The organism is Streptomyces sp. NPDC039430 (assembly GCF_055639435.1).
In genome coordinates this window covers 793882-807286 of sequence record NZ_JBVKAK010000001.1, presented here as the reverse complement: position 1 = coordinate 807286, position 13405 = coordinate 793882, and the positions used below count along the sequence as shown (strand labels likewise).

At 71.9% G+C, this 13405-nt stretch carries 9 protein-coding genes; all 9 read right to left on the bottom strand.

Annotation, left to right across the window (positions count from 1 at the left end):
• Nucleotides 1-35 precede the first annotated feature (35 nt).
• Nucleotides 36-1394, bottom strand: coding sequence for a vWA domain-containing protein (locus tag ACZ7LS_RS03425; protein WP_385136359.1), 1359 nt, complete (start codon nt 1392-1394; stop codon nt 36-38).
• Between the two features lie 127 nt (nt 1395-1521).
• Complete coding sequence (locus ACZ7LS_RS03420; protein ID WP_385136362.1) at nt 1522-3036, bottom strand: PP2C family protein-serine/threonine phosphatase; 1515 nt, start codon at nt 3034-3036, stop codon at nt 1522-1524.
• A 3-nt stretch (nt 3037-3039) separates the two neighbouring features.
• The gene (locus ACZ7LS_RS03415; RefSeq protein ID WP_385136365.1) at nt 3040-5823 is read right to left on the bottom strand and encodes a serine/threonine-protein kinase; all 2784 of its coding nucleotides are present in this window, start codon (nt 5821-5823) and stop codon (nt 3040-3042) included.
• Between the two features lie 115 nt (nt 5824-5938).
• The gene (locus ACZ7LS_RS03410; RefSeq protein WP_382521605.1) at nt 5939-7273 is read right to left on the bottom strand and encodes a hypothetical protein; all 1335 of its coding nucleotides are present in this window, start codon (nt 7271-7273) and stop codon (nt 5939-5941) included.
• 134 nt (nt 7274-7407) lie between these two features.
• Nucleotides 7408-8466 (bottom strand): glutamate ABC transporter substrate-binding protein, encoded by a 1059-nt coding sequence (locus tag ACZ7LS_RS03405; RefSeq protein WP_385136368.1) that lies wholly within the window; start codon nt 8464-8466, stop codon nt 7408-7410.
• Nucleotides 8467-8477: 11 nt separating this feature from the next.
• Nucleotides 8478-9914 (bottom strand): hypothetical protein, encoded by a 1437-nt coding sequence (locus ACZ7LS_RS03400; protein WP_385341578.1) that lies wholly within the window; start codon nt 9912-9914, stop codon nt 8478-8480.
• 295 nt (nt 9915-10209) lie between these two features.
• Nucleotides 10210-11220, bottom strand: a complete 1011-nt coding sequence (locus tag ACZ7LS_RS03395; protein WP_385341575.1) for an N-acetylglucosamine kinase — start codon at nt 11218-11220, stop codon at nt 10210-10212.
• Between the two features lie 2 nt (nt 11221-11222).
• Complete coding sequence (locus ACZ7LS_RS03390) at nt 11223-12488, bottom strand: 6-phospho-beta-glucosidase (protein ID WP_382521615.1); 1266 nt, start codon at nt 12486-12488, stop codon at nt 11223-11225.
• Between the two features lie 5 nt (nt 12489-12493).
• Nucleotides 12494-13405 (bottom strand): carbohydrate ABC transporter permease, encoded by a 912-nt coding sequence (locus ACZ7LS_RS03385; protein WP_382521618.1) that lies wholly within the window; start codon nt 13403-13405, stop codon nt 12494-12496.

Sequence of the window (13405 nt, the reverse complement as noted above, 5' to 3'; positions counted from 1 at the left end):
GCTTCGTGATGTGATGCCGGTACTTCGTTACGCGGTTATCTCTTGACGCGAACGGTCTTGGTGGAGCGCGTTTCGAGGGTCATCTCGTCCGCGTCCGCGACCTTCGCCTTCAGTCGCACAGTACCTGTCGCCGCGTCGACGACGTCCACCACCTTCGAAAGCAATTTCGCGGTATCGGCGTTCCCCGACGACGCGGCGAGCTGCACCGCACGTCCCAGTTTCGCGGTCGCGCCGTCGAAATCGCCCGACTTACGCGCATCCAGACCCTGTTGGATGACTTGCGCCAGTTCGGCTTGACCCGTGTAGTGCGCGACCTGGGGGTTTATCGAGGTGGAGGCCGCCATGTCGTCCGTCCACACCGCCCGTACCAGCCCCTGCGACAGCACCTCGGGAGCTCCGCCGCCCGGCGTGGGGAGGATCAGCGAGACCCGCGCGGCCAGCATCTCCTGGCCGATGCCGGCCTCCGGAACCCGTACAGACACGTGGTAATCGCGCGATTCGTCGCCCCAGGACCCGGTCGGATAGTCCCCGGCCCGCGGCCCCGCCTCCGTGCGCCGGCCGGTCAAGTCCTCGACCGTGGGCGCCACCTGCTTGACGAACGCGATCTCCACGCCGACGGGTGTCCACATCCGCAGCGCCACATCCGCGACCTCCTTGCCCATCGCGTTCTCCATCATGGCGGTGAAGTCCGCGGCCAGCCCGGCCGGATCGGCGACGATATCGGCGCTCCCGAGCAGCGCGGAGGCGATGCCCGTGACCTCCTTGACCTCCCAGTCCGTGCCGACACCGCGGGCGTCACAGGTGAACCGTCCCGCGCAGGAGTCGAGCGCGGCCCGCAGATCCTCCGGCGCCTCGTGCTCGTTACGGCCGTCGGTGAGCAGGATGCCGTGCCGGATGGGGACATCGGCCGTGGCCAGCAGCCGGTCGGCGAGCCGGAGCCAGGTGCCGATGGCCGTACCGCCGCCCGCGCTCAGCCGGCGCAGCGCCTCCTTGGCCTGGGCTCTGGTCTGTCTGTCGGCGACCGCGAGTCTTCCGTTGCCCGGGTAGACCTCCTTCGCCACATGCGTACCGCCGACGATCGCGAAGGCGACGCCGTCGCGCAGGGTGTCGACGGCCGCGGCCGTGGCGTCGCGCGCGTTGCGCATCTTCGTCGGCGGGTAGTCCATGGACCCCGAACAGTCGACCATGATCACCACGGCCGCGTTCGGGCTGTGCCCGGGAAGGGCGGAGGGTGTGGACGAGGCTCCCGCCAGTGGCACTCCGCCGGTGGTGCCGCCCCCTGTGGAGGTGACCGTGACGATCGCGCTGACCTCGCGCCCGCCTTCCGGCAGGTATTCGTTCTGGTACACGTCGACGGAGAACTGCGGCACGTTCGACTTGGAGAAGTTCGCCATCTGTATCGGCTCCTTGACGCTCCACACAGCAGAGACAAGTCAGTGAAAGGGGCAGTAAAAGGTCTTCAATTGATCAGTGATCAGTCAGTTCAGGGGCATGCGTGATCGAGCGTGGGCAGAGCGGGAATCACGCCGAGTTGTAGGCGGATCCTGCCCCTTGGGGTGGCAGGGCGAACGGCAGCACCGCCACTGTTACGTTGTCGTGGCCCCCGCCGTCGAGCGCGTGCCCGACCAGTACCTGGGCGGCGTGCAGCGGCCTTCGCGCCGCGTCGGCCGGCAGGGCCCTGGCCATCTCGTCGGCGCCCTCCGCGTAGTTCCACAGACCGTCCGTGCAGACCACCACCACACCGGGGCGGTCCGGCTTGAACGACGCGGTGTGCGGCTCCAGTTCGTACGCGTCGGCGCCGAGCCAGCCGGTGATGGCGTGGGCGCGGGCGTCCGCGTACGCCTCCGCCTCGTTCATCAGCCCCGCCGCGACCATCTGCGCGGCCCAGGAGTCGTCCTCGGTGAGCCGGGCCGGCGGGCCGCCGCGGTCGTCCGGGATCCAGTACGCCCTGCTGTCGCCGATCCAGCCGACGACCAGCAGGCCGCCCGCGACCACCGCGCCGACGATGGTGCACGCGGGGGCGTTCTGGTGGCGGTGCGGGTCGTGCCCCATCCCGCCGCCCGGGGCCGTGGCGAGGGCGTTGACCGCCTCGGCCGCGACCACGATCGCGTCGTGCATCGACTGCTGCGGATGCGTACCGCGCTCCAGCGCGGCCAGCAGGGACTCGTTCGCCGAGGAGGCCGCCGCGGCCGAGGCCTCGTCGGGGCGGGTCGCGGACGACACGCCGTCGCAGACGACCGCGACCACGGCGGGGGAGCCGTCCGGCAGGGCGGCCGACGACACGGCGAACGCGTCCTCGTTGCGGTGATGGCGCAGCCCGCGGTCGCTGACGGCCGCCACCGCGCCCAACTCCTGCTCCACATGGTCGCGTTCGCGCGGCTGGGCGTGTCCGCAGTTCTCGCAGTAGCCGTCCGTGTCGACCCGTCCGGCCCGGCAGGCGACACAGAGCTTGCCGCCGGGCGGGAGCGCGGCGCCGGGGTCCACCGTGCGCGGATCGGCGGCGTCCGGGTTCGGCCTCTCCGGGCCCGCGCTCCCTCGGTGCGCGCTCTCCTGGCCCGTGCTCTCCTGGCCCGTGCTCTCCCGCGTCGCGTAGTCGCGTGCCGAGCTGTCCCGGACCACGGCGGCGGGCGCGGCGGGCGCGGGCAGCTCGAAGTCATCCGGGTGGGCCGGCAGTCGTGAGCCGCTCGACTCCAGCCCGAGCAGTTCCTCCGGCAGATGCATCGGCGCGGGTGTGCCGGAACTGTCGGTCCCGGTGACCGTCGGCCACTCCACACCGGCCACCGGAGCACCGGCCGCCGTGGCGTCGGGCACTGGGGCGTCGGGCACGGTGCCGTCGGGTACCCGGGCGCCGGGTACCCGGGCTTCGGGCTCCGCCGGTCCCATGCCCTTCATCACGAGGGTGGGTCTGTCGTCCGGGCGCGGCGGCACGACCGACAGGTCGTAACCGCACGCGCCGCAGAACAGGTCGCCGGACTCCAGCGGCTCCTCGCAGCTGGGGCAGGTCGGCAGCTGCGCCGACTTGGGCTTCTGGGACATCAATCACACCCACGTCCGGGGGCGGAAACGGTTGGCCCGCTCCACCAGTTCGATCCTCTCCTCGCCGCGCTGAGCGAGCCGGGCGAGTACCCGGTAGGAGCGTTCCAGTCCGAAACGCAGCCCACGTTCGTCCAGTTCGCTGCCGAGCAGTACGGCCCGCACCGGACGGGAGCCGGGACTACCGGAGAGTACCCAGTCCAGGGCCGTCCCCAGTACCTCTGTCGACAACCGCTCGCGCCGCACCGCGTCCAGACCGAACTGCTGGAGCGCGGACACCTGATGGGCGGCCGCCGTCAGATCGTCGATCAGCGGCCGCTCCTGGCCGGGACCGGCGACCGCCGCCGTCTGCGCTCCGCGCTGCCGCAGCCTGGCCCGTACGGCCGCGACCCGCGCCGCCGTGTAGTGGATCGACGCCTCGGGCACGGACTCCAGGGACCGTACGGCACCGGCCCGGTCACCGGCGGCCAGCTGCACCCGGGCCAGACCGAACGCCGCGCTGACATAGCTCGGGTCGGTCGTCCAGACGAGACGGTAGTACTCGGCGGCGTTGTCCAGCTGACCGAGCACCTCGGCGCAGACGCCCAGCGCCAGCTTCGGGGCCGGCTCGCCGGGGAACGCGTCGTATATCGCGTCGAACGAGAGCGCCGCGGTCTCGTGGTCGCCCGTGGAGAGCGAGGCGACGCCCCGGTACCAGACGACCCGCCAGTCATCCGGACGCCGCTCCTCCAGGGCGGCCAAGGACACGGCGGCCGTGGCCAGTTCACCCATCTCCAGCCGGGCGCGCAGCTCGCGCAGTCCGCGCTCCACGGAGTCGGCGGGGGCGGCGGCCAGCGCGGTGATCAGCTCGGCGGGGGCCGAGGCCAGCAGACCGGCGAGGAATCCGGCGTTCGGATCGTTCGGATCGACTCTCGGTACGGGCAGCGCCAGCGCGATCGCGCGGGTGTCGAGCGGCGCGAGCCGAGGCACGCCGGGGCCCGGGGCGCCCGTCGTTCCCGGGACGCTCGTCCCCGAGGCGCCCGTACCCAGGACGCCCGCCGTCGCGCCCGGGGCCGCCTCGGCGCGGGGCGCCGGCAGATACGGCGGGGCCGCCGGGGCGAGTCCACCGGCTCCAGGAACGCCGGGCCGTGCGCCCGGCGCGGGAAGGGCGACCGCGCCGGCTCCGGTGCCCGGCGGCAGGACCGGCGCGGCGCCCGTCCCCTCGCCGCCCGCGAGCGCGGGCCCCGCCCCCGTCCCTCTGGCGCGCCGGCCGAACAGACCGCCGCCCCGGGCCCGTTCGGGACGCGCCCCCAGCTGTGAGACCTCCTCGGTCAGCTCCGCGAACAGCTCCGTGTCCGTGACCCGCAGCTCGGGACCGAACAGCGTCGACAGCGAAGGACGCGGACGCCCCGTCTGCAGCGCCACCACCTCACGCAGCACGCCCGTCAGCTGCTCCGCCATCTCCTGCGCCGACGAGAAACGGCGCGCCGGATCCGGGTCCGTCGCGCGGACCAGCAGCCGGTAGAAGGACTCGTACGTCCGGAAGACCTCGATGTTGTCCGGGTCCGGAAGCGAGTCCGCGAACACGTTGGTGTAGCCCTGGAAATCGAAGGTCAGCACCGCCAGCGTGCGGGCGACCGTATAGAGATCGGACGCCACCGACGGGCCGACCTCCGCGACCTCGGGCGCCTGGTAGCCGACGGTGCCGTAGATCGCCGACTCGTTGTCGTCCGCCCTGCGGACCGCGCCCATGTCGATGAGCTTGAGCTGGTCCTCGGTCTGGATCGCGTTGTCGACCTTGAAGTCGCAGTAGAGCAGATTGCGGCTGTGCAGATGGCCGAGCGCCTCCAGCGCCTCGATGCCGTACGCGCACGCCTGCTCCACCGGCAGCGGATCACGCCTGCCCGCGGCGGTGCGGCGATCGTTGGCGATCTCCTTCAGCGACTTGCCGCCCACGTACTCCATGACTATGTAGCCGTCCATGGAGCCGGTCCGCTGGTCGAGATGTTCCACGAAGTTGTAGATACGGACGATGTTGGAGTGCTCGATCTCCGCGAGGAACCGGCGCTCGGAGATCGCCGCCTCCATGGCGTCCTGGTCGCCGGTGTCCAGCAGGCCCTTGAGCACCACCCAGCGGTCCGAGACCGCGCGGTCGATCGCGAGATAGACCCAGCCGAGACCGCCGTGGGCCAGACACCCCACCACCTCGTACTGGCCGTGCACGATATTGCCCTCGTGCAGCTTCGGCACGAACGAGTACGGGTGCCCGCACTTGGTGCAGAACCCCTCCGTACGGCCCGGCCGGTCCCCGCGCGCACGGCCCACCGGCGCACCGCAGTCCGAGCGCGAGCAGAACCGCTTGCGCTCGGGTACCTCCGGATGCTCCATCACCGCGGAGCGCGGGTCGGGGCGCGGCACGTCCGGTACGGAGACGAGGCCCGCGCCGAGGCGGTTACGGCCCGACGCGGCCGTGGACGAGCCGGAGCTGCGTACCGACACCGACTGGGTCGACAGCCGCCCGGACAGCGTGCGCGAGAGGCGGCCCGAGACCGAGCGCCGGGACGTGGACGAGCGTGAGGAACTCCGCGACGAGGCCCGTGCGGAGGAGCCGGACGACGAGCGCGAGGACGCGCCACGGCCGGAGCCGCTGCTCCGGCCGCCGCCCGTGATGCCGGTGGGCGGCGAGGACAGCGAGCCGTTGGGCGAGACGACGGGCGCCAGCCCGCAGGTGTCGCAGTACAGCTCACCGCCGCCCATGTCCTCGTACGAACCCTCGCAGCCGGGGCGCTGGCATGCGTTCGTCCCGCTCATCTGTCCCCCCGTTGACCCGTTGACGCCGGCGTGCCTGTCGCGTCCCGCTCCGTCGTCCGTCCGCCAGGCCGTGTCCGGTGTCCGGACCTGCGGCCCGCCACCGCGTACCGCTCCGTCATGTGTCCCCCCTGTGGCCGTCGGCGGAGCCGGGCCCGCGGGGGACCAGCACGTCCGCCGCCGCCCGCTGATAGCGCAGCACCGCCTCCTCGGCCACGCGCAGATCGCAGGGCGCGCTCCACAGCATCCGGCGCGCCGCGTCGTACCGCTCGATCAGCACCGGGTCCTCGGCCAGTCCGTGCCGGGCGACCTTCGCCTTGTACGCGTCCAGCCGGCCGCGCAGCTCGGCGCGGACCGCCAGCGGCGCCGTGACCGCGGTCAAGGACTCGCGGGCCCGCAGCAGTTCGTCCTCGGCGTCGCGCTCCAGCGACTCCAGGAGCGGCGAGAGCCGGTGCCACTGCGCGTGCCTGCGGTACTCGGCGGCGGTCGAGAGCCGTTCCTGAAGGGCCGTCGGCGGACCGCTCACCGCGGGCACCTCGGAGGCGGCGATCTTCGCCAGCACCTCCCCACGGGCCGACCGGGCCTCGGTGAGCGTACGGTCCGCGCGCGACAGTACGTCCCGCAGCCGCATCAGCCGCTCCTCGGAGTCCTGGCGCACCCGCAGGACGGCCTCGATCTCGCGCCGTACGTCCTCCAGCGCGCGGGCGGCACGGTCGTAGCGCTCGGTGTCGGGACGGCCGCCGCCGGGCGCCGAACTCCCGGGGCCCGGCCGCCAGAACGCCAGCGGATCGGAGATCACCTGCTCGCGCAGCGTGCTCAGTTCCCGCGTGATCGACTCCAGGTCGTCGCCGGCCGGATGCTCGCCGGGCCGTACGCCGACGGAGTGCGCGAGCGAGCGGGTGCGCCGCAGCTCCGCGGAGAGCAGATCGATGCGTGCGGGCAGCGCGGACCACACCGAGTCCGCGGCCACGACCATGTCCAGGGACGCCGCGTACAGCTCGTTCATCCTGGCCACCAGCTCCGCGAGCGTGAAGCGCTCGGAGAGCTTCGCCGGGCCGGCGAGGGACGCGGGCGGCTGTCCCGCGGCGCCCGCGACCACGACAGCGCGGCCGCGCAGCGTCTCCGTCAGCTCCAGCAGGTCGTCGCGGTTGGGCCAGCGCCGTCTGGCGCGTGCCTCACGGGCCCTGTTCAGCGCCGCGGTGTAGCTGTCGAAGTACGTCCACAGGAGCGTGATCGACAGTTCGGCGGCGGCCCAGCGGTCCTTGGTGACGCCGGTCAGGTCGGCGCCTTCGAGGAGTCTGCGGCCCGCGTGGTCCTGGAGGGCGAGCAGCGAGGTCTCGATCGCCTCGTACTCCGCTTCGAGGCGTGACAGGGCGCGGTCCGCCTCGTCCCGGTCCATCACCGGTCCCGGTGGCCTCCCCGTCGAGTCGGGGAAGGAACCCGTGACGCCCATCGCTCACCTCTCCGCTCGTCTCGTCGGCCCTGGCCGGAACGCCGGCCGGCGCACCGCGTGCCGCCGGTCACCGGCCTTGATCCTCGGCCCTCCGTTGCCCGGCCCTTGGTTGCCGGCCCTTGGTTGCCGGCCCGTCAGTCCTTGTACGTGGCCGTGGGCGGCTTCGTGATGCCCGGCAGCCCCGCCGCCAGCCACCGTGTGTACGACTTCATCCAGGGGCTGTTGGGCCCGCCCGCGCGGTACTCCTCCAGCACGTGGTTCACCCGGCGCACCAGGTCGTCGTTGCCGAGCTTGGCGGCGACACCGTAGTACTCCGGCTTGAGCGGCTTCCCGCGCAGCTCGACCGCCGGGTCCTGGGCCGCCTGGCCGGCCGCGAGGGCGTTGTCCGTCATCAGCGCGTCGACCTCGCCCAACTGGAGCCTGACCAGGCAGTCGAGCTGGTTGGGCACCGTCAACTGGTCCTTGTCCGAAGGCTTCCCCTCATTCGCGTCCTCGTATATCGCGCCGAACGATTCACTCTTCAGTGTCTCGTTCGCGATCGAACCCTCGGCCGTGCAGACCCGCTTTCCGGCCAGGGACTCGTCGTATCCCTTGATGGCCGACCCCTTGGGGACCAGTATCTGCTGGCCCGTCTGGAAGTAGGCGGTGGAGAAGGAGACGTCCTTGAGCCGCTCGCAGGTGATCGTCATCGTCCGGACGACCAGGTCCACCGTGCCACTCTTCAGCGCTTCGGTGCGCTGGTTGGTGGGGATGGTACGGAAGACGATGGCGTCCGGACTGCCCAGTATGTCCGCCGCTATCGCCTTCGCCAGATCGATGTCGAAGCCCTCCAGATCGCCGGTGTCCGGGTTGCGGGCACCCCAGCGGTAGCTGTTCTGGTCGACTCCGACGATCAGCTTGCGGTCGTCACCCGTACGGTCTCTGATCGCCTTGACGCCGGGGGCGTTGTCGTCGTCGGCGGGCCGGAGACTGGCCTCGGGGGAGGGGCAGTCGGCCGCCTTCGCGGGCAGGGCCGTGGCGATGCGCTCCTCGGAGGGCTCCGCTCCCTCCGAGGTCGTACGGGCCAGCGGCAGCAGGGTGACCGCGGCCGTCAGTACACAGGCGCCCGCCATGGCCGAGACACCGCCCCAGCCGCGGAGCCGCCGGAACGGGCCGGGGCCGCGGGACCGGCGCGGCCTGTCCGTCGAGGTCATCCCTCCCCCTCTCACCGGTACTCCGAAAGCCTGCGGCCGATCCCCAGGACCGCGCCCGTCGCGGCCACCAGCGCCAGCGCGCCTGCCCCGATCGCCAGACCGTTCAGCGCGCCGAGACCGTCCGAGGCGTAGGTGTCGAACTCCTTCTGCTCCAGCTCGATCGCCAGCTTCAGCGACGAGTCGACCTGGCGGAAGGACTCGCCGGTGGAGCCCTTCGACCCGGTCGCCACCGGGTCCTTCGCCCCGATCACCAGCGCCAGCGCGGTCTTGTAGTCACCGGTCTTGTCGGCCTTGCTGGCCAGGGCGTGGCGCTCGCGCCACTCGGCGACCGAGGCGATCGCGTCCTTCACCGGTGTACGGCCGTCGCTGTTGTCGGCGAGCCCCTCGGCCCTGCCGAGCGCGACGCTGAGCTTGTCCATGCCCGTGGTGTAATCCGTCTCGTACTTGTCCTTGTTGTCCTCGTTGAGGACGGCGCCCCTCGCGACCAGGGTGAGGTTCTCATTCGCGCGGGCCTTGAGCGAGTTGATCCGCGCGTCGTTGAGGACCTCCAGCGACGCCTGGCCGTGCTTCTTCGCGTTGTCCAGCTCCGCGCGCGCGACGGTCTGCGCGGCGGCCAGCCAGAGCAGCAGGACCGTCGCGGCGGCGGTGGCGGCGAGCAGGCCGTGGTTGAACACGCGGTTCGTCCGCAGGTAGTTGCGCCGCTGCGCCCAGAAGAGACCGCCGAACGCCAGCACCCCCAGCGCCGTCGAGACGAACGGCCACAGCCGCGCGTCGTCGTTGTCCGTCGCGAGCCGCGCGGTCTCCGCCGCGTACAGCTTCTCGGCGGCGGGCAGCAGTTCGTCGCTCATCAGCTGGTTCGCGTACCGCAGATAGGCGCCGCCCAGCGGCAGCCCCTGCCGGTTGTAGGCGCGGGCCTGCTCGATCAGGCCGGTGTAGCGCGGCAGTCCCTCGTTGAGCGTGGCGATCTGGCGGCCCGACTCGCTGGCGCTGTCCGTGTGCGTGGCGGCCGTGATCAGCAGCCCCGACGCCGTCGTGATGTCCGTGCTGTACGTCTTGCGCACATCCGCGGGCTCCGGCGCGCCCGCCAGGAAGCCGCTCGCCGCGGCCGTGTCCGCGTCGGCCAGCGAGCGGTAGATGTCCGCCGCGTCCACGCTCAGCGGCTGACTGCGGTTCACCACGTCATCGGCGGCGGTGAACCGGTCCGACGCCTCCCAGGCCGTCACCGCCCCGAAGGCCATGACCAGCAGGGCCAGGGCCGCGCCGATGATCCGCAGCCGGCCGGGCTCGGTCGTCGCGGCCGCGCGCAGCCGCTCGGTGGTCTCGGCCCACGCCGCCCGGCGCGCGGGCGCCTGGCCGGCCGGCGGAGCCGACGGCGGCATCGGCGGCCGCGCGGGCGCGTGCGGCGGAGCCGGCGGTGGCGCGGAGGGCGCATTCGACGGATTTGTCACGTGACCTCCCCCTTGGTCATGGACGACGGCGGCCCGCCCCCTGCGGGCCGGGGGACAACTCCAGGTCAGCAGTATGGCCGGAGGTACTGACAACTACACCAGGATTGACTGGATCTTGTCCTTCTCGCGCCGGCCGCGACCGGCCGCTCCCCCCGGCCCGGCCCCCGCTGTCTTCCTGTCGTCTCCCTCATGAATACGCCGGAGCCCCGTGAGCGGTTCCCGTTCACGGGGCTTTCGTACGCGCGTGAAGGCCCGGAACGCGCGTGGCCGTCCGGGCCTCGGATGGCGGCCCGGGTCAGGCGTAATGCGCCCCGAGCCTGGCGTGCGCCTCCGCGCCCGCCCCCACCTGGTCGAGACCGAGCAGCGCGGCCCCCAGCACCGGCGGCGCCGTCACCACACCGATGACCGCCTTGGGCGCCCTGGCCGCCAGCAACTCCGCGATCCGGTCGTCCAGCTGCGGATGACGGGCCGCCAGGACACTCCCGCCCAGCAGCACCGGCACCTCCTCGTCGAGCAGCCCGAGCTTGCCGAGCGCCACCGCGGCCAGGACGACGACCTCCTCGGCCAGCCGGTCGACCACGGAATGGGCCACCGCGTCGCCCGCCGCGCTCGTCGCGAACAGCACCGGCGTCAGCTCATGCCTGCGGGCGAACGGGATATGCCCCAGATGCAGCGCCTCGATCAGCTCGTACATCGAGCCGAGCCCGAAATGGCCGGGCAGCGTCCGTACCAGCTCCGTCGGCTCGCCGCGGCCGTCCTCGGCCCGCGCCGCGAACCACAGGGCCTCCTCCGCGAGGCCCGAACCGCCGCCCCAGTCACCGGAGATCCGCCCGATCGCGGGGAAGCGCGCGGTACGGCCGTCCGGCAGCATCCCCACGCAGTTGATGCCCGCGCCGCAGACGACGGCCACGCCCCGCGGCTCCGCGCCGCTCGGCAGCCCGGCGCGCAGTATCGCGAAGGTGTCGTTGCGCACCTCTGTCGTACGCCCCCAGCCGCGCGCCTGTACGGCCTCGGCCAACTCCCGCTCCTCGACCGGGAGATCGGCGTTGGCGAGACAGGCCGACACATGGCCGACGAGATCGCGCTCCGGCAGTCCGGCCGCCGAGGCGGCCTCGGCGACCGTCACCGCCAGCGCGTCGACCGCCGCGTCGATCCCCACGACCGGCGGCTGGAAGCCGCCCCCGCGGGCCGTGCCGAGCACCGAGCCGTCGGCGCCGATCACGGCCACATCGGTCTTGCTGTTCCCGGCGTCGACGGCCAGGACGCTCGCGCGCCCCACCGTCTCGCCGGCTGTGCTCACCGCCACGCTCACACCCACGCGAGATGCTCCCGGTTGTGGGCGATCAGCTGGTCGGTGAGCGCCTCGGCGTACTCGTACTGCCCGATCAGCGGATGCGCGAGCAGCGCCTTGAAGACCCGGTCCCGGCCGCCGCGCAGCGCGGCCTCCAGCGCCAGGTCCTCGTACGCCGTGACATTCGCGATCAGGCCCGCGTACAGCGGATCCAGCTCGGACACCGGGAGCGGCGCCGCGCCCGACGTGTCCACCCGCGCCTGGACCTCGATCACCGCGTCGTCCGCCAGGAACGGCAGCGTGCCGTTGTTGTACGTGTTCACCACCTGGACGGGGCTCCCGCCGCCGCGCAGCAGCGAGGCGGCCAGATCCACCGCCGCCTCCGAGTAGAAGGCGCCGCCGCGCTTGGACAGCAGCTCGGGCTTCTCGTCCAGCGTGGGATCGCCGTACATCTCCAGCAGCTGCTTCTCCATCTCGGCCACCTCGGCGGCCCGGGACGGCTTGGTCCGCAGCTCCCGTACGACCTCGTCGTGCGCGTAGAAGTAGCGCAGATAGTACGAGGGCACGACGCCGAGCCGGTCGAGCACCGCGCGCGGCAGCCGCAGATCGGCCGCGAGCGAGTCGCCGTGCTCCGCCAGCAGCTTGGGCAGCAGATCGGCGCCGTCGGGGCCGCCGAGCCGTACCCCGCGCTCCCAGGTCAGATGGTTCAGCCCCACATGCTCCAGGTAGACGTCGGAGGGCGCGACGTCGAGCAGCTTCGCGAACCTGCGCTGGAAACCGATCGCCACATTGCACAGCCCCACGGCCTTGTGGCCGGCCTGGAGCAGCGCCCGGGTCACGATCCCCACCGGATTCGTGAAGTCGATGATCCACGCGTCGGGGTTGGCGCGCCGCACCCGCTCGGCGATGTCGAGTACCACCGGCACCGTGCGCAGCGCCTTGGCGAGACCGCCCGCGCCGGTCGTCTCCTGTCCGACACAGCCGCACTCCAGCGGCCAGGTCTCGTCCTGGTTGCGCGCGGCCTGTCCGCCGACCCGCAGCTGGAGCAGCACCGCGTCGGCGCCGGCGACGCCCGCGTCCACGTCCGAGGTGGTGGTGATACGGCCGGGATGGCCCTGTTTGGCGAAGATGCGCCGGGCCAGCCCCCCGACCAGTTCGAGACGGTCGGCCGCGGGGTCGACCAGTACGAGTTCCTCGATCGGCAGGGTGTCCCTCAACCGAGAGAATCCGTCGATGAGTTCGGGTGTGTAGGTCGATCCTCCGCCTACCACGGCGAGCTTCATGGTTCTCAGCCCTTCACTCCGGTCAGTGTGACTCCCTCGACGAACGCCTTCTGGGCGAAGAAGAACACGAGGATCACAGGGGCCATGACCAGTACGGTCGCGGCCATGGTCAGATTCCAGTCGGTATGGTGCGCGCCCTTGAAGGACTCCAGGCCGTAACTGAGCGTCCAGGCGGCCGGGTTCTCCGAGGCGTAGATCTGCGGGCCGAAGTAGTCGTTCCAGGCGTAGAAGAACTGGAACAGCGCGACGGCCGCGATCCCGGGCCTGGCCATCGGCAGGACGACCCTGATCAGGGTACGGAACTCGCCGCAGCCGTCGACCTTCGCCGCGTCCAGGTACTCGTTGGGGATCGTCAGCAGGAACTGGCGCAGCAGGAAGATCGAGAACGCGTCACCGAACGCCATCGGGATGATCAGCGGCCAGAGGGAGCCCGACAGATCGAGCTGCTTCGCCCAGAACAGATACATCGGAATGATGATCACCTGAGGCGGCAGCATCATCATCGAGATGACGAGCATCAGCGACAACTGCCGCCCGCGGAAGCGGAACTTCGCGAGCGCGTACGCCACCGGGATCGAGGAGAGCACCGACAGGACGGTGCCGAGCCCCGCGTACAGCAGGGTGTTCTTCCACCAGGTCAGAAAGCCCGGGGTGTCGAACACCTTCGCGTAGTTGCCCCACTCCCAGGAGTTGGGGGTCAGATCGCGGGTGAGCGCCTGGTGGTCGCTCATCACCGAGGTCAGGAAGAGGAAGACGAACGGCAGCACGAAGAAGAGCGCGGCCGCGACCCCCAGCGAGTGCACGGCGATCCAGTGCAGCAGCGCCTTGCGGCGCGCGGTGCGGGCGGCGGGCGTACGGTCGGCCGCGCCGGGCGCGGCCGTCGTCGGCGAGCCGGGCCGGCCGAGGAGTTGGGTCAT